Origin of the sequence: Streptomyces sp. NPDC006476 (assembly GCF_040612015.1) — a bacterium.
Taxonomy (GTDB): Bacteria; Actinomycetota; Actinomycetes; order Streptomycetales; family Streptomycetaceae; genus Streptomyces; species Streptomyces griseorubiginosus_B.
In genome coordinates, this window is record NZ_JBEXPK010000069.1 from 1 (window position 1) to 22,625 (window position 22,625).

Below are 22,625 nucleotides of genomic sequence, written 5' to 3' on the forward strand. Positions count from 1 at the left end.
GACGCTGGTTGCCATCACCCCCGTCCTCGTCGTGTTCCTGTTCGCCCAGCGCTTCCTGGTCAGCGGAATGCTCGCCGGCGCCACCAAGGAGTAACAGCTCTCATGCCATACAGCCCTGACTCCCACCTCTCCGGCGACCCCGGCGACCCCGGCGACGACATCCCGGCCGCCGACCGGTCCACCCCCGCTTCCGACGTCCAGGCCGCAGTGCCGCTGCTCGAACCCCCCGGCTGGGCCGTGGCCCAGCGCGCGCTGTTCGACCTTCTCGACCACGCCTGGCGCCGCTTCGCCCGCGACTTCACCGGCCCCGACGGGCGCCTCAACTACACCGGCCCGCTCACCACCCGCGACGGCGTGGACGACTTCTACGAAGTGTTCTTCAACTGGCCCCAGCTGTACCTCCTCGGCGGCGCCGACGACCTGCTCCCCGCCAGCGAGAAACACTGGGAGGGCGTCACCCGGCAGCTGACCGAACTGGACATGCTGCGCGACGAGTTCGAGCGCGGCTACGACTGGTTCCACCAGGGCGAGAGCCTGCTGCTGCTGTACTTCCTGTGCATGGCCGCCCCCGACCGCTGGCGTGAGCGCGCCCTGCGTTTCGCCGAGTTGTACGTCGACCCGGCCAAGGGCAACTACGACCCCGAACACCGCATCATCGCCCGCCCGCACAACGGCAGCGACCCCGACCGCACCGGCCTCTTCGACGGCGACGTCTACCCCTGGCTGCCGAAGGAGGCGGAGACCTACGGCTTCCCCCTCGAGTGGATCCCCGAGGCGGCGAACGGCCCCTTCCCCCTGTCGGCGGACCCGCGCCTCGGCGACCAGATGCGGGACCGGATGGGCGTCGGCGACACCGCGGTCAACCTCGCCGCGGCCGGGCTGGTCCTCAACGCCTGGATCCTGTCCGGCGAGGAGCGCTACCGCGACTGGATCGTCGAGTACGTGGGCGCCTGGCGCGAGCGCACCCGCGAACAGGGCGGCCTGATCCCGGACAACGTGGGCCCGGACGGCGAGGTCGGCACCATGCTGGAAGGGCGCTGGTACGGCGGCCACTACGGCTGGTCGTGGCCCCACGGCTGGCACAGCCTCGGTCACGCGGCCTGCGTGGCGGCGCTCGCGGCGGCCACGGTCACCGGCGACGACGACTACCTCTCCATGGTCGCGACCTCGCTCGACACCCTCATCGACCACGCCAAGGTCATGCCCCACACGGAGGCCGACTCCAGCCTGCCCTCCAAGTGGGCAGTCGAACTCGGTCCGGACCGTCACACGCCCACACCGCACCTGCCGTTCCGCCACAACGACTCCGGCTGGTTCGACTACAACCCGGCCACCCCGCCCGTGCCGGTGGCCCTGTGGCACCACACGGCCTCCGACGCCGACCGCACCCGGCTGGAGGGGCTGCGCGAGGCGGACGGAATCGACTGGCGCACCGTGCGGCCGTTCCGGTCCAAGGAGGACTCCGGACACGAGAAGGCGTGGTTCGCCTTCCTCGCCGGCGACGACCCCGACTACCCCGAGCGGATCCTCGCCATGGCGCAGGCCCAGGTCCGCCACCGTCTGCGGCGCATCGACCGCTACCGCGACCTGGACGTGCCCGAGGCCGACATCCACGTGTGGCAGCTTTGCAACCCGGTGGTCACCGAGGCCCTGGTACAACTGACCTGGGGCGGCCCGCAGGTGCTGTATCAGGGCGGTCTGCAGCAGGCGAGGCTGCGCTACCACGACGCCGACGCCCGCCGGGCCGGCCTGCCCGCCGACGTCGCCGCCCTGGTCACCTCCATCGACCCCGAGGCGACCACCGTCGAGCTGGTCAACCTGGCCCCCGAAACCGACCGCACGGTGATCGTCCAGGCGGGCGCGTTCGCCGAGCACACCATCACCAGCGTCCGGTACACCACCTGCCAGGACGACGGCTGGATCGGCGACATGTACGACTACGGGCACACCGAGCCAGTGGTCGCCGAGGCCGAGGTCCCGTGCGACGGCCCTTACCTGACGGTCCGTCTGCCCGCCTCCACCCGTATCCGGCTCACCCTGCGGCTCGGGCTGCGCACCCGTACTCCCAGTTACCGGACCCCGTTCGACAACGCGGCCGAGCAGGCCGACTCCACCGAGACGACAGGGGAACCGGCGTGAAGCGCATCGCCCAGACCATCAGGCTCCGTCACGAGCACCGCGAGGAGTACCTGCGGCTCCACTCCGCCGTGTGGCCCGGCGTAGAAGCCGCCCTGCTCCGGGCGAACATCCGCAACTACAGCATCTTCCTCCACGGTGACGTGCTCTTCGCCTACATGGAGTACATCGGCGACGACTTCGAGGCGGACATGGCGTCCATCGAGGCCGACCCCGAGACCCAGCGCTGGTGGAAGCTCACCGATCCGTGCCAGGAGCCCTTCCCCGACCGGGGGGAGGGACGCCAGTGGACCGAGCTCCCCGAGATCTGGCATCTGAGCCCGCCCGACGGCGACGCCACCGTCTGATCCGGCCCGCACCGGCCAGAGCCGGCCCGCACCCGCCCGACCCGACTTGGACCACCCCATGAACGCACCCGTGCTCGTCGACGCCCACCACCACCTGTGGGACCTCGCCCACCGTCCGCAGCCCTGGCTGGACGACCCCGGCGTGGCATCGATCCGCCGCACCTTCACCCCCCATGACCTGCGCACCACCGCCACCCACCGCATCGCGGGCCGACGGCTGCACAGCACAGTGGTCGTCCAGTGCATCGCGGAGATCGCCGAGACCGAGGACCTGCTCGCGCTCGCCGAGCGGGTACCCCTGATCCAGGCCGTGGTCGGCTGGGCCGACCTGACGTCACCGGCCATCGGTGACGTACTCGACCAGCTGCAAGCCGGGCCGGGCGGCGGATACCTGCGCTCCTTGCGGCACCTCGTCCAGGGCGAGACGGACCCCGACTGGCTCCAACGCCCCGACGTGGAACGCGGATTGCGGGCGGCCCGGGATCGCGGACTGCGCTACGACGTGCTCGTGCGCGACCACCAGCTCGGTCAGGCTATCCGGCTCGCGGAACGCTTCCCGGACCTGCCCCAGGTGCTCAACCACGCGGGCAAGCCGGACATCGCCCGTGGGGACATCGCCGAGTGGGAACGCCGGATGCGGCAGCTCGCCGGGCACCCGCAGGTGGTGTGCAAGGTCTCGGGGCTGATCACCGAGGCCGACCACACCCGCTGGACCACCGCCGACATCCGCCCGGTCTGGGAGGTGCTGCTCTCGGCCTTCGGCCCTGAGCGGCTGATGTTCGGCTCGGACTGGCCGGTCGCCAACCTGGCGGGTGGCTGGAACCGGTGGGCCGCCACCGTGGACGAACTGCTCACCGGCTGGAGCGAGAGCGATGTCGACGCGCTCCTCGCCGGCACCGCGACCGCGTTCTACGGCCTGGCTTCCGTTTTCACGAAGGGCGACGCGACCGCCCGGAGGGCCTGACCCGCTCCGGCTCCGCGACGAGACCCACTGCCGCGGAGCCACATCCCATGACACGGACTCACACGAACTCGCGCGAAACCAGCGCCGGACACATAGCCACGGACGCCGAGCCACTCGGCATCCGTAGGCACCGGTCCGCGCCGAAGGGACCCTGCCCCCATGACACTAGCCGCCCGATACCTCTGCGCCCGCACCCTGGACACGGCCCCCGCCCACAGCGCGCCGCCGGGACCCGGTGAGGTGGAGCTGGCCCCGGCCTACGTCGGCATCTGCGGGACCGACCTGCACATCTTCCACGGCGACATGGACGCCCGGGTCAGCGCACCGGCCGTCCTGGGGCACGAGATGGCCGGGCGCGTGGTCCGCTGCGGGCCGGACGTAACGGACTGGCGGCCAGGCGACGCGGTCACCGTGATGCCGCTGCGCTGGGACGACACCTGCCCGGCCTGCCGCAACGGCCACCAGCACATCTGCCAGCACCTGGACTTCATCGGCATCGACTCTCCCGGCGCGATGCAGCAGCGCTGGACGGTACCCGCCGCCACCCTGATACGGCTGCCCGACTCCCTCCCGCTGGACCGGGCCGCGCTCGTCGAGCCCACTGCGGTCGCGGTGCACGACGTCGGCCGGGCCGGGGTGTGCGAGGGCGAGCGGGTCGTCGTGGTGGGCGGCGGCCCGGTCGGCGTCCTGATCGCGCTGGTGGCCCAGGCCGCGGGGGCGGACGTCCGGGTGGTGGAGCTCAGCGCCCACCGCCGGCTGCTCGCCGAGGAGTTGGGGCTGACCGTGTGGGATCCTGCCGCCGAGGACCTGGCTGAGCTGGTCCGGCGGTGGACCGGGGACGCGGGGGCGGACGTCGCCTTCGAGGTGTCCGGCGCGGCGGGCGGGGTGGACACCGCGGTCGACGTGCTCGGCGTGCGCGGCCGACTGTGTCTGGTCGCGATCCACTCCCGCCCGCGCGAGGTGAACCTGCACCGCTTCTTCTGGCGCGAACTCACCCTCGTCGGGGCCCGGTTGTACGACCGCTCCGACTTCGAGAAGGCGGTGACACTGGTGGCCGACGGCACCATTCCCGCCGACCGGCTGATCAGCAAGGTCGTGCCGCTCACCCAGGCACCCGCCGCCTTCGAGGCGCTGGAGGGTGGCGGCGACGTGATGAAGATCCTCGTGGACTGCACCGACGACGCCCAGGGAGCCGCCGTATGACCGCCTTCGACCTCACCGGACGGCTCGCCGTCGTCACCGGAGCCCGGCGAGGCATCGGACGGGCCATGGCCCGCGCGCTCGCCGGGGCCGGCGCGGACGTCATCGGCGTCAGCGCCTCCCTGGAGGAGTCCGGCAGCGCGGTGGAAAAGGACGTCGTCGCCGCAGGCCGCACATTCGAGGCCATCCGCACCGACTTCGCGGACCCCGAGGCGGTACGGGCCCTGGGCGCGGACCTCGCCGGGCGCGAACGCCCGGTGGACGTCCTGGTCAACAACGCGGGCACGATCCGCCGCGCCCCGGCCGCCGAACACACCGACGCCGACTGGGAGTTGGTGCTCCAAGTCAATCTCAACGCGCAGTTCGCGCTAACCCGCGCGGTCGGCGCGGCGATGGTCGCCCGCGGCCAGGGGAAGGTCATCTTCACCGCATCGCTGCTCAGCTTCCAGGGCGGCATCACCGTGCCCGGCTACACCGCCGCCAAGCACGGCATCGCGGGCCTGACCAAAGCGCTGGCCAACGAGTGGGCCCCGCACGGTGTGAACGTCAACGCCATCGCCCCCGGCTACATCGCCACCGACAACACCCAGGCCCTCCAGGACGACCCGGTGCGCAGCAAGGCGATCCTGGACCGCATCCCGGCCGCGCGCTGGGGCAGCGCCGACGACCTCGCGGGCGCCACCATGTTCCTGGCCTCCGACGCGGCCGCCTACGTCCACGGCGTAGTCCTGCCCGTCGACGGCGGATGGCTCGGCCGATGAGTGACGTAGACCTGGCCTGCGTGCTGGACGGCGCCCGTGTCATGCCGGTGCTGACTGTGCGCGACGCCGCCACGGCCGGCCCGTTGGCCGACGCGCTCGCCGCGGGCGGCGCCCGGTGCGCAGAGGTCACCTTCCGCACCCCCGACGCCGAACAGGTCCTCAAGACCATGGCCTCCCACGGAAGACTGGCCGTCGGCGCCGGCACGGTCCTCACGCCCGAGCAGGCCGAGCGGGCCGTGGCGGCCGGGGCCCGCTTCGTGGTTTCGCCCGGCTTCGACGAGGAGGTTGTCGCGAAGTGCGGTGAGCTGGGGGTCCCGGTCGTGCCGGGCATCGCCACCGCCACCGAGCTGATGTGCGCCCTGAAGGCAGGCCTCGACACCGTCAAGCTCTTCCCGGCCGAGCCGCTCGGCGGCGTCCCGATGCTGCGCGCGCTCGCAGCGCCCTTCCCCCAGGTACGGTTCGTGCCGACGGGCGGCATCGACGCCCGTCGTCTGCCCGCCTATCTCACCGACCCGGCGGTCCTCGCCGTCGGCGGCAGCTGGATGGGCACCGTTGCCCATCTGGAGCGGGGCGAGTACGGGGAGATCCGCCGGCTGACCGCCGAGGCCGTGCACGGGAGCGCGACGTGACCGACGTGGTGGCACTCGGTGAGGTGATGCTCCGCTTCGATCCGGGCGAGGGCAGGATCCGCACCGCCCGCACTCTCCAGGTCTGGGAAGGCGGCGGGGAGTACAACGTCGTGCGCGGACTGCGCCGCTGCTTCGGCCTGCGCACCGCCGTCGTCACCGCCCTCGCCGACAACGAGGTCGGCCGGCTGGTCGAGGACCTGATCCTGCAGGGCGGCGTCGACACGTCACTGATCCGCTGGGTGCCCGCGGACGGCATCGGCCGCGGGGTGCGCAACGGACTGAACTTCGTCGAGCGGGGCTTCGGCATCCGGGGCGCACTGGGCGTCAGCGACCGCGCGCACACGGCCGTCTCTCAGCTGCGCAAGGGGGACATCGACTGGGACGCCATCTTCTCGGCCGGAGTGCGGTGGTTCCACACCGGCGGCATCTTCGCCGGCCTGTCCGACACCACCGTGGACGTCGCCGACGACGCCATGGCGTCCGCCCGCCGCCACGGCGTCACCGTCTCCTACGACCCCAACTACCGCCCCAGCCTCTGGGCCGGCCGCGGCGGCGCCGACCGGGCCCGCGAGGTCGACGTACAGCTCACCCGCCACGCCGATGTCGTCGTGGGCGCCTTGGGCCTGGCCGGGCCGTACCCGGGTGCGGTACGCATCGGGGCGGACGAGGTGCAAGACGCCCTCGTCGAAGTGGCCGGGCTCCTGCCTCAGGCCGAGGTCCTCGCTACAACACTGCGTCACGTGCCCTCCGCCGGGGTCAACGACTGGTCCTCCGCGGCCTGGTCGGCCCGTACCGGAATCGTCCGTGGCCCGCAGATGTCCGGCTTGCACGTCCTCGACCGCATCGGCTCGGGTGACGGCTTCGCAGCCGGCCTGATCTACGGACTGCTGACCGCCCGCGGGGAAGAGGACGGACCGGCGGCCGCTGCCACACCCTTGGCGCACCTCGACGTCGCCGCGCTGAGCCGCGCCCTCGCCTACGGGACCGCGCACGGGGCCCTCACCATGACCACCCCCGGCGACGTGTCCATGGCCTCGCTCGCCGAGGTGGAGGCGCTGATGGCAGGCGGCTCGGCCGCCGTCAGAAGGTGACAGGCCCGTGGGCGCTCACACCGTCCGCGTCATCCAAGGAGAACAGTTGACACACAGGAGCATGGGGCGCCGGAAGATCGGGAGCACCCCTGTCGAGCTCACCGAGCTCGGCTTCGGGGCCTCCGTCATCGGCAACCTCTACAAGGCCACCCCGGCGCAGGACGCGCAGGCCGCGATCGAGGCGGCGTGGGACGCGGGCATCCGCTACTTCGACACCGCACCGCACTACGGCCTCGGCCTCTCCGAGCGGCGCCTGGGCGCCGCACTGCGGGACCGGTCGCGTGACACCTACGTCATCTCCTCCAAGGTCGGCCGTCTGCTCGTCCCCAACGAGCACCCGCGTGGCACCGACGACGAGGGCTTCGTCGTACGCGATGACCTGCGCCGACAGTGGGACTTCAGCCGGGACGGGGTCCTGCGGTCCATCGAGGACACGCTGGAACGAACGGGACTGGAACGCCTGGACGTCGTCTACCTGCACGATCCCGACGCCCACTGGCGGCAGGCCGCCGAGAAGGCCATGCCGGCTCTGGCGGAACTGCGCGACCAGGGGGTGATCGGCGCGATCGGCGCCGGCATGAACCAGTCGGCCATGCTCGCCCGCTTCCTGCGCGAGACCGCTGCCGACGTGGTCATGCTGGCCGGTCGCTACACCCTCCTCGACCAGTCGGCACTGGACGACGTCCTTCCCGCCGCACACGAACTCGGCAAGAGCGTGGTGGCCGTCGGCGTGTTCAACTCGGGACTGCTTTCCCGCGACCGGCCCGCCGAGGGCATGAAGTACGACTACCAAGAGGCTCCTTCGGCCCTGGTGACCCGCGCCAGGGCGATCGCCGAGGTCTGCGCGAGGCACGGTACGACATTGCCCGCGGCAGCGGTCGCGTTCCCGTACAGCCATCCCAGCGTCATCAACGTCACCCTCGGCATGCGCACCGCGCAGCAGGTCGCACGGAACGTGGAACTCCACCGTCAGCACATCCCCGAAGGTCTCTGGGACGATCTCCGCGACCGGGGGCTGATCAGGTCGGACGTGCCCCGGGCGAACGAGTCCGGGCGGTGATCGACGGCTCGCACGTCAGGGCGCTTAAAGGCGGCCCAAAACAGGACCGAGCCCGGTCGACCGTGCCCGAACAGGCTCCAAGCACGATCTGATCACCGACGGGCACGGCATCCCGCTGGCGGTATCGCTGGCCGGCGGAAACCGCAACGACGTCACCCAGCTCATCCCCCTGCTCCAGGCCGTCCCGCCCGTACGCGGCCGGCGCGGACGGCCCCGACAACGACCGGTCGCGCTCTACGCCGACCGCGGCTACGACCACGACAAGTACCGCAAGCAGGCGCGGGCCCTGGGGGGGGACCCCGGTCATCGCGCGGCGCGGAGTCGAGCACGGTTCCGGACTGGGCGTGCACCGCTGGGTGGTCGAGCAGAGTTTTGCACTGCTGCGCTGGTTCCGCAGACTGCGCATCCGCTGGGAGATCCGCGACGACATCCACGAAGCCTTCCTCAGCCTGGCCTGCAGCATCATCTGCTGGCGCCGACTGGTCAACCTGTCACTCTGTTAGGAGTTCTCAGGCAGGGCTGCGAGCGTTCGACGTGCCCAACGAACCATTCGTCGACGCAGCCCGGGCGCTCATCAGCGGCGAGCGGTTTCCGCCCCTCATCCTCGTCGGCGAAAGGCAGGACAACCTGGTCTGCCTTGAGGGCCATCTGCGTCTGACCGCCTACGCCCTCGTCGGCTTCCCGACCGGCATCGCGTCAGCGGTGTGCATCGTGAAGCCTCAGGTCAAGTGTCTGGTGTGCGCGGGGTTCGGGGTGCTCGGGCTGGTCGTGGGCGGATGACTACGGCGAAGATCATCGGTCACCGGGAGACTTCGCCGCGCGGTGGTGGAGTCGACGCTGACCAGGGACAGATCGATCTCGCCCCGCTTCGCGGCTTCCGCGATCAGGCCCTCCAGCAGGGCCTCGAAGACACCGGCGTCACGCCACTGTCGGAAGCGGTGGTGGACGGTCGCCAGGTACCGGACTCCTGCGGCATCTCCCGCCACTGGCCGCCAGTCTTGAACCGCCAGATCACCCCCTCGAACTGCTGCCGCAGCCGCTCGGGATACGGGCCGTACTCACCGATCGGCAGGTACGGCTCGATGAACTCCCATTCCTCGTCCGTCAGTTGCACGCGTGTCACACAGGAAGGTCTACCGCTCCAGGCCCCGCCACGACGGCGAATCCCGCAGATAGATCACGACTCAATACGCGCCCTAGGCCGCCCGGCAAAGCACGACCGGCGCGTTTTGCGCATGGCGAGAGCGCGGCCGACCGCTCAGCCAGCACTCGGCGGCAGCTGTGCAGGGCTGACCAACTCCCCCAGAACATCAGCCATGAACTGCACCAGCCACCGCTGGGACGGACTGCGTGATGCCTCGTGCCCGGCGTAGAGCGCCACTTCGATCGGTTCCGTGTCGAACGGGAGCCTCACGAGGCGCAGGCGGTGGGAGGCGGTGAACACCTCGCCGACGTATTCGGGGACGATCGCGATGAGGTCGGTGTGTTCCAGCAGGTAGGGCAGCACCGTGAAGCGCGTGGCGTCGACGGCGACGCGCTCCAGGAGGCCGTGCGTGGCGAGGAGCAAGCGGGGCACGTCGTGGCCGTGGGGGCCGTACACCGTCGCGTGGTGTTCGGCCGCGAGGTCCGCCAGCGTGACGGAGGCGCCGCGGATGCGGGGGTGGTCGGCGGCGACCATACCGACGTAGCGCTCGTGGAAGAGCGGGATGCGGACGGTGCGGTGGGACGTGAGGACCGGCGTGGCGACGAAGGCGTCGAGTTCACCGCGGCGTAGCTGGCTCTCGACGGAGTCCACGTCCAACGGGCGGACAGTGAAGGACACTCCGGGAGCCCGCTCGCGGGCCGCAGCGGCCAGCCGGGGCAGCAGGGTGACCTGGCCCAGGTCGGAGAGAGCGATGGTGAAACGCCCTGACATGGCGGTCAGGTCGAAGTCGTTTTCCTGGCGGATCACGGCGTCCATGCCGGCCAGCGCACGCTGCAAGGGCTCGTAGAGGCGCTGGGCGCCGGCGGTCGGGGTCAGGCCGCGGCCGGTGCGCCGGAAGAGCTCGTCGTCGAAGTGCCGGCGCAACTTGGCCAGGCTGTAGCTCACCGTGGGCTGAGTGACGTGCAGCGTCTCCGCCGTCGCCGTGACGCTGCCGGTCTCGTAGAGCAGCACGAAGACGCGGGCGAGGTTGAGATCGAAGCTGCTCATATCGAACAAGTCTATATCGCAGCCAGCCAACATTTATTAGTCCGAAAGTCGTGCGGTGCCTAGCGTGGCCTGCATCACTTCGGCGTCGCCGCGAAAGGAACGTTTGTGCCATCCGTGCGCCGTGTCTGCCATGAGTTCCTCCAACGGCAGGAGCTCACCACCGTCTTCGGGAATCCCGGCTCCAACGAGCTGCCCTTCCTCGCCGACCTGCCGGACGGCTTCCGGTACGTCCTGGGGCTGCACGAGGGCGCCGTGGCGGGCATGGCGGACGGCTACGCACAGGCCACGGGACGTCCGGTGCTCGTCAACCTGCATGCCGCGTCCGGCTCCGGCAACGCGATGGGCGCGCTCACCAACGCCGTGGCCTCGCGCACTCCGCTGGTCGTCGTGGCCGGCCAGCAGGTGCGGCCGGCCATCGGACCGGAGGCCAACCTCGCCAACGTCGACGCCCCGTCGCTGATGAAGCCGCTCGTCGGCTGGGCCGCCGAACCGGCCTGCGCCCAGGACGTGCCCCGGGCCCTCGCCCAGGCCGTCTTCGAGGCGCAGTTGCAGCGCCGGCCCACCTACCTCTCCGTCCCCTACGACGACTGGGCGGTGGACGGGGGCGAGAACGCGTCAGCCGTGCTGGACCGTCAGGTGCACCGCGCCGCAGTGCCCGGCACGGAGCAGGGACGCCGGCTGGCCGATGCGGTGACCGCCGCGCGCAGGCCCGCGCTGGTGCTGGGCGGTGACATCGACTCCGCCGGTCTCTTCGACGACGCGGTGCGGCTCGCGGAGCGGCTCGGCGCTCCGGTGTGGGCGGCACCGTCGCTGTTCCGGCTGCCCTTCCCCAACCGCCACCCGCAGTTCCGCGGGGTGCTGCCGGCGGGGATCGAACCCGTCTCCCAAGCTTTCGAGGGTCATGACCTCGTGCTGGTGCTCGGGGCACCGGTCTTCCGCTATCACGAGTACCAGCCCGGCCGGTATCTGCCCGAGGGCACCCGGCTGATCCAGGTCACGGAGGACGCCTCCGCCGCCGCCCGCGCGCCGATGGGCGAGGCTCTGGTCACCGACCCGGCCGCCGTCATCGACCTGCTGCTCAAGGAGCTCGACGCGGCGACGGAGCCGACGGGCGACTACCGGCCCACCCCCGCGCCGGCCACCGGGCAGGGGACGCGGCTGCATCCCGAGGAGGTCTTCGCCTCCCTCCGGGACGAACTGCCCGACGACACGGCGTACGTGGTGGAGTCGACCTCGACGAACTCCTCGTGGTGGCGCCAGATGGACCTGCGGCGGCCCGGCTCCTACTACTTCCCGGCAGCGGGCGGACTCGGCTTCGGCCTGCCCGGCGCCGTCGGGGTCGCCATGGCCCAGCCCGACCGGCCGGTCGTCGGCGTGATCGGGGACGGCTCGGCCAACTACGGCATCACCGCCCTGTGGACGGCCGCCCAGCACCGCCTGCCCGTGACCGTGGTGCTGCTGCGCAACGGAACCTACGGCGCGCTGCGCTGGTTCAGCGGCCTGCTGGGTGTCCCGGACGCACCGGGCATGGACATCCCGGGCCTGGACTTCACCCGCATCGCGGAGGGCTACGGCGTGTCCGCCCAGCACGTCGAGAGCGTGGACGAACTACGGGCGGTGCTGTCCCGGCGCCCGGACGGCCCCCGGCTCGTCCAGGTCGACACAGTGCTCACGACACCGTCCTGACCACGACGCCCACCCCACGAACACACCTCACAGAAGTCATCCCCCTCAGGTAACGGAAGGAAGACCGATGACACTCCTGGACAACGACGTCTGGAGCAAGAAGTTCCTCAGCGACGGCTGGCAGGACGCCACCCGCGAGCACCCGGTCACCGAGCCGGCCACCGGCGCGCAGCTCGGCACCGCCGGCCTGGCCACGCCCGAGGACGTGCGCCGCGCCGCCACCCGGGCCGCCGAGGCGCAGCGGTCCTGGGCGGCCACGCCCCCGCAGCAGCGGGCGGCCGTACTGCGCCGCGCGGGCGAGCTGTTCACCGAGCACGCCGCCGAGATCGAGGACTGGCTGATACGCGAGGCGGGCTCGGTACGGGCCAAGGCGGCGTTCGAGGTGCAGCTTGCGATCGGCGAGTCATTCGAGTGCGCGGCACTGCCCACGCACCCTCAGGGAGACGTACTGACGTCCGAGGAGGTTCGCTGGTCGTTGGCCCGGCGCCGCCCCGCCGGCGTCGTGAGCGTGATCGCGCCGTTCAACTTCCCGCTCGCCCTCGGCCTGCGTTCGGTGGCACCCGCGCTGGCGCTCGGCAACGCGGTCCTGCTGAAGCCCGATCCGCGTACGGCGGTGAGCGGTGGCGTGGTCATCGCCCGGATCTTCGAGGAGGCCGGGCTGCCCTCCGGACTGCTGCACCTGCTGCCGGGCGACAGCGCGGTCGGCCAGGCGGTCGTCGAAGCACCCGAGGTACGGGTCATCTCCTTCACCGGCTCCACTCCGGTCGGCCGTGCGATCGGTGAGCAGGCAGGCCGTCTGCTCAAGCGCGCCCACCTCGAACTGGGCGGGAACAACGCGCTGGTGGTGCTGCCGGGCGCGGATGTGCAGAAGGCGGCCTCCGCCGGTGCGTTCGGCTCGTATCTGCATCAAGGACAGATCTGCATGACCACCGGCCGCCACATCGTGCACGAGTCGCTGCTCGACGAGTACAGCGCCGCGCTGGCCTCGAAGGCACGGGCGCTGCCCGTCGGCGACCCCGCCCGCGAGGACGTGGCGCTCGGCCCGATCATCGACCGGCGGCAGTTGGAGCGGGTGCACGGCATCGTCACCGACAGCGTCGCGGCGGGCGCGACGCTGGCCGCGGGCGGCGAGATCGACGGCGCCGGTTACTCTGCCACCGTCCTGACCGGCCTCACCACCGACATGCGGGCGTGGCGCGAGGAGATCTTCGGCCCCGTCGCACCCGTCATCGGCTTCTCCACGCTCGAGGAAGCCGCCCGGATCGTCAACGACTGCGAGTACGGCCTGTCCGTCGGCATCCTCGGCGACGTCGGTACGGCGATGAAGCTCGCCGACCAGATCGACTCCGGCAAGATCCACATCAACGAGCAGACCGTCAACGACGAGCCCAACGCCCCGTTCGGCGGAGTCAAGGCATCCGGCACCGGGTCCCGCTTCGGTGGAGCCGCCGCCAACGTCGAGGCCTTCACCGAGGCCCAGTGGGTCACCGTCCGCCCGGACATCGCCGACTACCCGTTCTGATCCCGGCTCCCCCGTCCCCATCCCGTCCCCCGTAGCCGCTACAAAGGGAACCCAGCCATGACACCCATCACCTCACCGAACACCACCGACGCCGCCTCGAGAACAGGCACGTCCGACCGCAACGTCTGGACCGTGGTCCTGTGCTGGATCACCGTCATGCTCGAGGGGTACGACCTCGTCGTCCTCGGCGCCATCATCCCCACCCTGCTCAAGACCCATCACCTGGGCATGACAGCCGCGGACGCCACCACGGTCGCCACGCTTTCACTCGTAGGCGTCGCCATCGGCGCCATCCTGGTCGGCCCGCTCGCCGACCGCTTCGGACGACGCCTGCTGCTCATCGGCTCGGTGGTGGAGTTCTCCGTCTTCACCCTCCTGTTGCCCCAGGCCACCTCCGTCGGGATGTTCGCCGCGCTCAGGCTCGTCGCCGGTATCGGTCTCGGCGCCTGCATGCCGGCGTCGCTGACCATGATGGCCGAGCACATGCCCGCCGCACGCCGGGCTCGCGCCAGCACCCTGACCATGACCGGCTACCACACCGGTGCCGTGATCACGTCCCTGCTGGCCCTGCAGGTCACCGACAACTGGCAGGTCCTCTTCTACGTCCTCGGCATCGCCGGACTCGTCATCGCGGTCATCCAGTGGTTCCGCCTGCCGGAGTCCGAGGCGTTCGTCCGCACCAAGGAAGCGCCCGCCTCCCAGCGCGTCGCATTCGGCGAACTCCTCAGGCCGGCCTACCTCCGCGCCGGCATCGGCATCTGGGTCGCATCCTTCATGGGCCTGCTCCTGGTCTACGGCCTCAACACCTGGCTGCCCAAGCTCATGAACGAGGCCGGCTACCCCATCCCCACGGCGGTCACCCAACTGCTCATCCTCAACGTCGGCGGGGTCGCCGGCCTGGTGCTGGGCGGCTTCGTGGCCGACCGGCGCGGCATCAAGCCCACTGCGCTCGGCTGGTTCGCGATATCGGTGGCCATGCTTGCCTGCCTCAGCATCAGGATGCACAGCAACCTGCTCCTCGACACCGTCGTCTTCCTCACCGGCGTGTTCGTCTTCTCCGCCCAGGTGCTGATCTACGCGTACGTGACGAACTTCTATCCGGCCTCGGTCCGCAGCACCGCCCTCGGCTCGGCCTCGGGCATCGGCCGTATCGGCTCCATCGTCGGCCCGACGATCACCGGTGCCCTCGTGGCGGCAGGCATCGGCCACCCCTGGGGCTTCTACTTCTTCTCCGCCGTGGCGGTCGCCGGATTCCTGGCCGTGCTCACCCTGCCCGGCCGGGCCGCCGCGGCACAGGCGGAGGCAACCGCGGCCGCGCCGGCAGCCGAACCCGCCGTCTGACCCATCACGGAAGGCGGTACGGCACCGAACGGGCCGTACCGCCCTGTGCTCGATGCGGTGAAGAACCCCGACAGCCACACTGAACCCATGGAACACGTCGGCCGGATACCCGCTCCGCCGCTCGACCAGTTCATCGACGACATCTACTGTCTGACCGGGGTACCGCCCCACCGGCCGGCTGTGGGACTCCGACCGTGCGTGGTTCATGGGTGTGTGGACGGAGGCGCTTCCTCTTCGAGTACCCCCCGCATGCGCGGCTCGTCGGCGTGCACTTCAAAAGCGCGATCACGAGCAGGCCGTGGCATTTGTTCCTGCCCGAGTGGTTCTTGCGGTTCTCGACCCCGGTGCGCCGCCGGGTACGTATCACCGAGCCGTCCAGCAGCACCACACCGCCACCCTTTCGGGCGATCTTCTTCAGGGCCCGGTTCAGGCGCGGGGCGCGGGCGGCCAGCAGCCCGACGACCTCCCGCATCCAGCGAGTGACGGTGGTGCGATGGATGCCGTTGCCGCCTGCCAGGTCGCCGGGCCGCTGGTCACAACGCAGTACCGCCAGCACGATGCCGGCGATCTTCCCCGCGGGCAGGGCCCGCCACCTGGAGCCGATCTTCTTGAAGTGGCCGCGTAACAGGTCGGCGAGCCAGTTCAGGGTGGCACTCGACAGCGGCAGGCGGGCGATGTGGACAAGACCGTCAGAGCCCTCGACGGGATGGTTGTTTTTCTTCACATCAAACTCAACTGCCGTCGGGGGCCCGCCGGTTACGCCCTCTTGTCGCCCCGGTCCGCAGCTACTACAGGCGTGCGGTGAACTTCCCGTCAGGCCGCTTGTGCAGCCGGCCCCGATCGGCGAGCTTGGTCACCTCCGCCCGCAGCGGCCCCAGCCTCCCGCGCACCCCTACCTCAAGCCCCAGCTCCTCACCCACCCTCTTGACCTGCACCGGACCGCCAGCGGCCCTCACGATCGCCAGGATCCGGCGGTAGTCGGCGGGCAGCGCGGCCTCGTCGCCAGTCTCACCGCGGTGCGGAATCAGCAGCACCGCACGCCCCGCCACCTCCGCCTTCACCGGAACGCCGCCCGCCCTCCCCACGATCCCCGGCGTATCGGCACGGTGACGGACCGTAGGCGGCCCGCTCACGCAGGCGCAGCAGAACCAGAGAACCCTCCCGACCGACTGGTCAGACGATCTTCACCATGGTCACCCGCCGCCCACCAGCCCGAGCACCCCCGACCCCGCGCACACCAGCCCGCCCGACCTGCACCTTTCACGATGCACACTACTCAGTGCCTGATCGGCACCTCGCCGACCATGGGACGCTGGGCGCAATAGACCAGTCACCTCGGGCTACGTGGGCTGATGGTGCGGCGTGGCGGAGTTGCTCGGGCGAGCGCTGTTCTCTTCCCGCGCTGCTCAGTAGACCCTCTCGAGCAGCGCCTACTGCTGAAGTTTCCTCGACTGCAACCGACGGACTCGAACAGGCCCGCCGGCGCGCTCGACGCCGGCCAACTCGGCAGACCCGAAGGGCCGGTCTGAATGTCAGGGCGCACCAAAGAGCAGATGTCCTGCCCGGCGCAAGACGATCCCACGGCCGCGACGAGGTCGAGCACAGTGAGCCGCGCGTACGTCGCTCCCCCACGTCGCCGTCCATCGCTCGTACTGCCGGGTCGCGTTGGGCCAGGCCGGGGCTGACCGGAGGACCGGCGCCCTCCCGGCACTGCAACCGATCCGGGACCACTGACGCCTGACGGTTAAACATACCATGTCTATCGAGGGATAGATCAGCAGAATCTCGCACAAAAAGGAACAAAAGCTCAGTTGGCGAGCTGCTTTCATCCCTGCACGACCGTTGACATGGGCAGGGTGAGTGCCGCAATTTCATGCGTGACATCCGGCACCACGCGGCTCAGGGGTCTGCAAGAAGTCCCGGAGCCGAAACGGTCACGCGGCGGTGCTGCCGTACGGGAACGGAGTGAGGACATGTCGTCAGGAACCTGCTCTGCCACGAGATCCCTGGAGTCCGCACAGACCGTTGCCGTTCGCAGCCGGTGACGCGCTCCATCCACCCGCTTGCGCCGCGGACTTCGTCGCCCGTAGGCCGTGGCGCCGAGTCAGTCACCTGCCGACCGTGTCCGGTCCGGGTTGCGTCGCGCACGTCGTGCTCCCGCCACCGGAAGTGCCCGCCACTGACCACCGGCCCTGGTCTCCCACCACAGCTCTGACGGAGGTACCACCATGATCAACAGACGCCAGTTCCTGGCGAGTGCCACGGGTGTCGCGGCGACTGCGGTCGCAGGCAACGTCCTCGCCGCCGGCACCGCCCGGGCCGCGACCACGTACACCCCCACGTGGGCCTCGGTCGACCAGCACACCGCGGCTCCCGAGTGGTTCAAGGACGCCAAGTTCGGCATCTACTACCACTGGGGTGTGTTCAGCGTTCCGGCCTACGGGAACGAGTGGTATCCGCGCCGCATGTACATCAGCGGCGATGCGTGCAACCAGCACCACATCGCCACGTTCGGTGACCCGTCGGCGTGGCCATACCACAACTTCATCAACGGCGCGAAGGACCTGAACGGCAACTTCAACAAGTTCGCCCCGAAACTGAAGTCCGCGGGCGGGAACTTCGACCCGGACGAGTGGGCGCAGCTCTTCGTCGACGCCGGCGCCCGGTTCGCCGGCCCGGTTGCCGAGCACCACGACGGATTCTCCATGTGGAACAGCTCGGTCAACGAGTGGAACTCGGCCGCCAAGGGCCCCCAGCTCAACCTGCTCCAGTTGTTCACCGACTCCATCCGTGCCAAGGGGCTGAAGCTCCTTGTGGCCATGCACCACGCGTTCAACTTCAACGGCTACTACGACCACGTGCCCGCGCAGTCCGACCCGAGCCTGCAGAAGCTGTACGGGCAGTTGGGCACCACGGCCGAGAACCAGCTGTGGTATGACAAGCTCAAGGAGGTCATCGACCTCGCCAAGCCCGACATCATCTGGCAGGACTTCGACCTCAACAAGGTCGACCAGACGCAACTCCTGAACTTCCTGTCGTACTACTACAACCAGGCCCAGGCGTGGGGCCGCGAAGTCGTCGCCACCTACAAGGACGGCCTGAACGGCCACGGCGAGGTCTTCGACTACGAGCGCGGCGGCCCCGGGGACATCACCGCCCCCTACTGGCTCACCGACGACAGCATCTCCAGCTCAAGCTGGTGCTACACGAACGGCATCGGCTACTACAGCACCCAGCAGATGCTGCACTCACTGATCGACCGGGTCAGCAAGAACGGCAACATGCTGCTCAACATCGCCCCGATGGCGGACGGCACCATCCCCCAGGCCCAGAAGGACATCCTCCTCGGCATCGGCGACTACCTGCGCCGCTTCGGCGAGTCGGTCTACTCGACCCGGGCCTGGACCACGTACGGCGAAGGCCCCACATATATGGGCGGCGGCGCCTTCACCGCCCCGCAGGTCGGAACGGCACAGGACATCCGCTTCACCCGGAACAAGAACAACACCGTCCTGTACGCCACGGTCCTCGGCTGGCCGGGAAGCACGCTGACCATATCGACGCTCAACTCGGCCCGGATCAACGTCAGTTCCCTCACCTCGGCGAAGCTGCTGAACTCCACCGCCGGCACCTACACGGACCTGCCCACGCCGACGCAGGACTCGACCGGGCTGCACGTGACCCTGCCGTCGTCGGCGCCGTTCTCCGCCCTGGCCTACGTCGTGAAGCTGACCTTCTCCGGCCAGATCCCCGCCGTGCAGCCGCTGTCCGGGGCCGTGGTCTACCAGGACGTCAACTACTCGGGCGGCTCCTCGCGGCTCCAGCTCGGCTCCTACACCGCCGACCAGTTGTCGCTCGCCGGCCTGCCCAGCCGCAGCCTGTCCTCGCTGAAGCCGGCCCCCGGATACCAGATCATCGGCTACTCCGGTGACAACTTCACCGGCACCGCCTGGACCTTCGACGCCGACAACGCCGACCTGCGCGGCACCGGCAACAACGACACCGTCGTATCGATGAAGGTGCAGCTCGCCCCCTCGGCATGGTTCAGGATCACCAACGTCACCGACGGGCTGGTGCTGGACAGCGGCGGGAACGTCCCCAGCGGCTCCAACCTCAAGCAGTGGACCTGGAACGGCAGCACCAACCTGCAGTGGCAGGCCGTAGAACTCGGCAACGGCTACTACAAGCTGGTCAACCGCGCCAACGGCATGGTCGCCGACGGCGGGGGCGCCACCACGAACGGCTCCCCAGCCCTGGAGGCGACCTGGACCGGTGGCAACAGCCAGCAGTGGCAGCTCAAGTACCAGGGCGGCAACAGGTACTGGATCGTCAACCGCGCCACCGGCCTCGTCCTCGACGGCGGCGGCGACGTGCCCTCGGGCTCCGTGACCAAGCAGTGGTCCGGAAACAGCAGTACCAACGTGCAGTGGACCTTCACCAAGGTCTGAGCGGGTGGACGGGTGGAGGCCGGAGCACCGCTCCGGCCCCCGCTGGCGCGCACGCAGGTGTGACCTGCCTCGCAGCATGATTGGCTGGCCCTGGGCAGTGCAACAACACACCGGAGGGCACTCAAGCATGAGCAACGGCCACACCTACGAGTACAAGGTCGTCAGTTTCAGGGAGTCGCTGATCGGTGACGCACTGGACAGCGACAAACTGGAGAAGGTTCTCAACAAGCATGCCGAGGACGGCTGGGGCCTGAGAACTCCTAACAGAGTGACAGGTTGACCAGTCGGCGCCAGCAGATGATGCTGCAGGCCAGGCTGAGGAAGGCTTCGTGGATGTCGTCGCGGATCTCCCAGCGGATGCGCAGTCTGCGGAACCAGTGCAGCAGTGCAAAACTCTGCTCGACCACCCAGCGGTGCACGCCCAGTCCGGAACCGTGCTCGACTTTGCGCCGCGCGATGACCGGGGTGATCCCCAGGGCCCGCACCTGCTTGCGGTACTTGTCGTGGCCGTAGCCGCGGTCGGCGTAGAGCGCGACCGGTCGTTGTCGGGGCCGTCCGCGTCGGCCGCGTAGGGGCGGGACGGCCTGGAGCAGGGGGATGAGCTGGGTGACGTCGTTGCGGTTTCCGCGGTGCTTGAAGAACTGGTTGAAAAGGGACTCACAGTTGCCGGTTCGGTCGAGCGTCGCGACCTCGCCCACGGCTACGTCGCACCCGAAGCCGCATGAGGTGTCACGGGTGCGAGTAGTGAGGCCCGACGTGATACGGACGGTGCGTCAGGCGTCGCTCGCAGCGGTGGCGTAGTCGTCGTAGAAGCCGCGGCCGGTCTTCACGCCGAGGCGGCCGGTGTCGACGTACTCGTGCAGCAGTCGGCGGGGTCCCTCGGGCAGGTGCGGATTCTCCGCGGCGTAGTGGTTTTCGATGTCGAGGACCACGTCCAGGCCGACCTGGTCCATCATCCGGAACACCCCGAGCTTCACGCCGGTGTTCACCTGGAACATCGCGTCGAAATCCTCCGGCGTGGTCACCCCTTCGGCCACGACCTCCAGCGCCTCGCGCTTGATCGCGGCCCAGACCCGGTTGAAGATGAAGCCGGTGCTCTCCCGGCGGGCCTCGAAGGGGTGCACTCCGTAGCGCGGCAGCTCGGCCTTGAGCCGCTCGATGATCGCGGGGTCGGTGGCCCCGTCGCTCATCAGGTCGACCGCGTTCTGCGCCGGCGGCATGTAGAAGTGCATGTTCAGTACCCGCTCCTTGTGCTCCACCTGGTCGACGAACAGGCGGGAGGCGTAGGAGGAGGAGTTGCTGGCCAGGATGGTGTCGGCCGGGGCGATCCGGTCCAGATCGGCGAACAGGCTGCGCTTGAGGTCGAGCCCCTCGGGCACCGCCTCGATGACCAGCCACGCGTCGTCCAGCGCGGCTTCCAGTGTGTCGACGCCGACCACGCGGCCCTCGGTGGCGCCGGGCCGGGAGGCGACCACCTCCGGCAGCTCTGCTGCGACGTAGTCCAGGGCCGCGGTCCGGACGTCGGCTGACAGGTCGTACAGGCGTACCAGCCCACCGTCGGAGGCGAACATCATCGCGATGCGGCGGCCGAGGGTGCCTGCGCCGATCACCGCGACCGGGCGGGCGGCGAGCTGACGAGAAGTGCGGGTCATCACGGGACTCCTTTGTGCACGTTCGGTCCGGCTGGTTGCCCGACACGCGAACTCGATGCAAACTGTACTCAATACGTTTTGTATCGCAAGGAGAGTGGAGCCGTGCGCGAGTCCGAGGTGGCGCGTCAGGCGCTCACGCCGCTGGGGGTACCGGTTTATCCGGTGCGCGCGACCCGGTTCACCGACCGGGAGTACTTCAACATCGTCTACCGCACCGACCCCGATGCCCTGCGCGCAGTCGTGCCCGAGCCACTGACCGTGCCCGAGCCGCTGGTGCGGTTCGAAGTGATGAAAATGGGTGACGTCGAGGGCTTCGGCCCCTACCTGGAGAGCGGGCAGGCGATCGCCGTGGAGTTCGACGGCGAGGTGGGCGAGTACCTGCACGCCATGTATCTGGACAGCTTCGCCGCCACGGCTGCGGGCCGCGAGCTGAGTGCCTACCCGAAGGTGGCCGGCAGCCCGGCACTGTTCACCGACACCGGTGCGCTGGTCGGCACCCTGGACCGCGGCGGCCAGCGGGTGGCCACCGCGACTATGCCCTACAAGCGGCAGCCCCTCGACCTCGATGCGGCCCGGGAGCAGATCACCGTGCCCACCTTCGCGCTCAAGCAGGTGCCCAACGTGTTCACCGGGCAGTTGCGCGCCTCAGACCTGGTCCGCACCGAGATCATCGACATCGTGGTCAAGGAGGCCTGGACCGGGCCCGCCCGCCTGCAGCTGTTCGAGCACGCGATGGCCCCCCTGGCCGATCTGCCGGTGCTCGAGGTCGTCTCCGCCAGCCACATCCTCACCGACCTGACCCTCAGCCCGGTCACCTCCGTGCACGACTACCTGAACAGCGGCTCGCCCCTCAGCCAGGAGGCAGGCTCGCAGCTGCCGACGGAGAGGATGGCCCGATGAATCACCCGACCACCCCCGCGCCCGCACGTCCACCCCGCCAGCGCAAGGCGACCCGCGCGCAGCTGATCGCCGCGGCCGCCGACCTGTTCGCCGAGCATGGCACCACCAACGTCAGCATCGGGGCGATCTGTGAGCGCGCCGGGTTCACCCGCGGCGCGTTCTACTCCAACTTCAAGACCGTCGACGACGTCTTCTTTGCCCTGTACGAACAGCGCAACGACGAGGTTCAGCAGCGACTGGAGGCGCTGACCGCCGACGCGCCGTTTTCTGAGCAGGCTCACTGTTCCCTGGAGTCCGTCGTGGCCACGATATTGCGGGCGCTGCCGATGGATCCGCAGTGGGTTGCGATCCGCACCAGTTTCGCGGGGCAGGCCCAGCACCGGCCAGAGGTCGCGGCCGCACTGCGCGAGCATGCCGAGCAGCTCCGTCGGCATCTCCAGCCGCTGCTGTTGCATGTCCTGGAGCTCACCGGCCGTCGACCGCTGGACTCCGTAGAGGATTTCACCCGGGCCGTCATCACCGCGCACGTCGGCGCGATCACTCAGTCACCACTCCACGACGACCCCGAAGCCGTCCGCGAAGCCGTCGTCCGCGGCATCATTCTCGGCCTGACCACCGAGCAGTGAGCAACAGCACCTCCGCTCAGCTCAGCAGTCCTGGCTGTGGACGTGAGGGCGGGCCACGCTGCGCGGGTCGC

General features: G+C 69.8%; 19 protein-coding genes and 5 pseudogenes. 18 read left to right on the forward strand and 6 right to left on the reverse strand.

The genetic code is table 11. The annotated features are described in order from the left end of the window. From ABZZ74_RS42745 to ABZZ74_RS42795, 11 genes and pseudogenes are all read left to right on the forward strand, one after another. Nucleotides 1–94, forward strand: a pseudogene (locus tag ABZZ74_RS42745) (carbohydrate ABC transporter permease); the annotation flags it as partial. An 8-nt stretch (nucleotides 95–102) separates the two neighbouring features. Next, nucleotides 103–2,139, forward strand: coding sequence for a hypothetical protein (locus ABZZ74_RS42750; protein ID WP_356949540.1), 2,037 nt, complete (start codon nucleotides 103–105; stop codon nucleotides 2,137–2,139). Continuing rightward, a complete protein-coding gene (locus ABZZ74_RS42755; RefSeq protein WP_356949541.1) occupies nucleotides 2,136–2,483 on the forward strand; it encodes an L-rhamnose mutarotase in 348 nt (115 codons plus the stop codon). The genes ABZZ74_RS42750 and ABZZ74_RS42755 overlap by 4 nt, the downstream gene beginning before the upstream one ends. Before the next feature lie 58 nt (nucleotides 2,484–2,541). Beyond that, a complete protein-coding gene (locus ABZZ74_RS42760) occupies nucleotides 2,542–3,447 on the forward strand; it encodes an amidohydrolase family protein (RefSeq protein ID WP_356949542.1) in 906 nt (301 codons plus the stop codon). 159 nt (nucleotides 3,448–3,606) lie between these two features. Next, nucleotides 3,607–4,650: an alcohol dehydrogenase catalytic domain-containing protein gene (locus ABZZ74_RS42765; RefSeq protein ID WP_356949543.1), complete on the forward strand. Its 1,044-nt coding sequence runs from the start codon at nucleotides 3,607–3,609 to the stop codon at nucleotides 4,648–4,650. Continuing rightward, complete coding sequence (locus ABZZ74_RS42770; protein WP_079658457.1) at nucleotides 4,647–5,408, forward strand: SDR family NAD(P)-dependent oxidoreductase; 762 nt, start codon at nucleotides 4,647–4,649, stop codon at nucleotides 5,406–5,408. Before ABZZ74_RS42765 ends, ABZZ74_RS42770 begins: the two co-directional genes overlap by 4 nt. Further along, the gene (eda, locus tag ABZZ74_RS42775; RefSeq protein WP_099935557.1) at nucleotides 5,405–6,037 is read left to right on the forward strand and encodes a bifunctional 4-hydroxy-2-oxoglutarate aldolase/2-dehydro-3-deoxy-phosphogluconate aldolase; all 633 of its coding nucleotides are present in this window, start codon (nucleotides 5,405–5,407) and stop codon (nucleotides 6,035–6,037) included. Before ABZZ74_RS42770 ends, eda begins: the two co-directional genes overlap by 4 nt. Further along, a complete protein-coding gene (locus tag ABZZ74_RS42780) occupies nucleotides 6,034–7,128 on the forward strand; it encodes a sugar kinase (protein WP_356949544.1) in 1,095 nt (364 codons plus the stop codon). The genes eda and ABZZ74_RS42780 overlap by 4 nt, the downstream gene beginning before the upstream one ends. A 61-nt stretch (nucleotides 7,129–7,189) precedes the next feature. Next, a complete protein-coding gene (locus ABZZ74_RS42785; protein WP_079658460.1) occupies nucleotides 7,190–8,188 on the forward strand; it encodes an aldo/keto reductase in 999 nt (332 codons plus the stop codon). Further along, nucleotides 8,188–8,691 (forward strand): annotated as a pseudogene (locus tag ABZZ74_RS42790) (IS5 family transposase); the annotation flags it as partial. The gene ABZZ74_RS42785 and the pseudogene ABZZ74_RS42790, both read left to right, overlap by 1 nt. Nucleotides 8,692–8,722: 31 nt before the next feature. Next, nucleotides 8,723–8,968: a hypothetical protein gene (locus tag ABZZ74_RS42795; protein WP_162499661.1), complete on the forward strand. Its 246-nt coding sequence runs from the start codon at nucleotides 8,723–8,725 to the stop codon at nucleotides 8,966–8,968. Between the two features lie 41 nt (nucleotides 8,969–9,009). Here the strand turns inward: ABZZ74_RS42795 and ABZZ74_RS42800 are convergent. Both ABZZ74_RS42800 and ABZZ74_RS42805 read right to left on the reverse strand, forming a co-directional pair. Next, nucleotides 9,010–9,311: pseudogene (locus tag ABZZ74_RS42800) on the reverse strand (transposase); the annotation flags it as partial. A gap of 135 nt (nucleotides 9,312–9,446) precedes the next feature. Continuing rightward, nucleotides 9,447–10,379, reverse strand: a complete 933-nt coding sequence (locus tag ABZZ74_RS42805; RefSeq protein ID WP_079658461.1) for a LysR family transcriptional regulator — start codon at nucleotides 10,377–10,379, stop codon at nucleotides 9,447–9,449. A gap of 105 nt (nucleotides 10,380–10,484) precedes the next feature. Between ABZZ74_RS42805 and mdlC the strand changes: the two genes are divergently transcribed. The 3 genes from mdlC (at nucleotide 10,485) to ABZZ74_RS42820 (ending at nucleotide 14,928) form a co-directional block, all read left to right on the forward strand. After that, a complete protein-coding gene (mdlC, locus tag ABZZ74_RS42810) occupies nucleotides 10,485–12,065 on the forward strand; it encodes a benzoylformate decarboxylase (RefSeq protein WP_356949545.1) in 1,581 nt (526 codons plus the stop codon). Between the two features lie 67 nt (nucleotides 12,066–12,132). Beyond that, nucleotides 12,133–13,587, forward strand: coding sequence for a benzaldehyde dehydrogenase (locus ABZZ74_RS42815; protein WP_356949546.1), 1,455 nt, complete (start codon nucleotides 12,133–12,135; stop codon nucleotides 13,585–13,587). Nucleotides 13,588–13,644: 57 nt separating this feature from the next. Then, a complete protein-coding gene (locus ABZZ74_RS42820; RefSeq protein ID WP_356949547.1) occupies nucleotides 13,645–14,928 on the forward strand; it encodes an aromatic acid/H+ symport family MFS transporter in 1,284 nt (427 codons plus the stop codon). A 277-nt stretch (nucleotides 14,929–15,205) separates the two neighbouring features. On the opposite strand, the pseudogene ABZZ74_RS42825 reads toward ABZZ74_RS42820, so the two are convergent. Together ABZZ74_RS42825 and ABZZ74_RS42830 are read right to left on the reverse strand one after the other, a co-directional pair. After that, nucleotides 15,206–15,652 (reverse strand): annotated as a pseudogene (locus tag ABZZ74_RS42825) (IS5/IS1182 family transposase); the annotation flags it as partial. Between the two features lie 64 nt (nucleotides 15,653–15,716). Continuing rightward, entirely contained in the window at nucleotides 15,717–16,013 is a 297-nt protein-coding gene (locus tag ABZZ74_RS42830; protein WP_356949548.1) for a hypothetical protein, read from the reverse strand. Nucleotides 16,014–17,156: 1,143 nt separating this feature from the next. Between ABZZ74_RS42830 and ABZZ74_RS42835 the strand changes: the two genes are divergently transcribed. Further along, nucleotides 17,157–19,376: an alpha-L-fucosidase gene (locus tag ABZZ74_RS42835; protein WP_356949549.1), complete on the forward strand. Its 2,220-nt coding sequence runs from the start codon at nucleotides 17,157–17,159 to the stop codon at nucleotides 19,374–19,376. A gap of 127 nt (nucleotides 19,377–19,503) precedes the next feature. Then, nucleotides 19,504–19,656 (forward strand): DUF4177 domain-containing protein, encoded by a 153-nt coding sequence (locus ABZZ74_RS42840; protein WP_356949550.1) that lies wholly within the window; start codon nucleotides 19,504–19,506, stop codon nucleotides 19,654–19,656. Here the strand turns inward: ABZZ74_RS42840 and ABZZ74_RS42845 are convergent. Beyond that, nucleotides 19,637–19,999 (reverse strand): annotated as a pseudogene (locus ABZZ74_RS42845) (transposase); the annotation flags it as partial. The gene ABZZ74_RS42840 and the pseudogene ABZZ74_RS42845 sit on opposite strands and share 20 nt — an antisense overlap. 150 nt (nucleotides 20,000–20,149) lie before the next feature. Beyond that, nucleotides 20,150–21,028 carry a 3-hydroxyacyl-CoA dehydrogenase family protein gene (locus ABZZ74_RS42850; protein WP_356949551.1) on the reverse strand — a complete coding sequence of 293 codons (879 nt, stop codon included), beginning with the start codon at nucleotides 21,026–21,028 and terminating at the stop codon, nucleotides 20,150–20,152. Nucleotides 21,029–21,130: 102 nt separating this feature from the next. On the opposite strand from ABZZ74_RS42850, the gene ABZZ74_RS42855 reads away from it, so the two are divergent. Both ABZZ74_RS42855 and ABZZ74_RS42860 read left to right on the forward strand, forming a co-directional pair. Beyond that, nucleotides 21,131–21,928, forward strand: coding sequence for an acetoacetate decarboxylase (locus ABZZ74_RS42855; protein ID WP_356949552.1), 798 nt, complete (start codon nucleotides 21,131–21,133; stop codon nucleotides 21,926–21,928). Beyond that, complete coding sequence (locus ABZZ74_RS42860; RefSeq protein ID WP_356949553.1) at nucleotides 21,925–22,554, forward strand: TetR/AcrR family transcriptional regulator; 630 nt, start codon at nucleotides 21,925–21,927, stop codon at nucleotides 22,552–22,554. Before ABZZ74_RS42855 ends, ABZZ74_RS42860 begins: the two co-directional genes overlap by 4 nt. The last annotated feature ends 71 nt before the right edge of the window (nucleotides 22,555–22,625 follow it).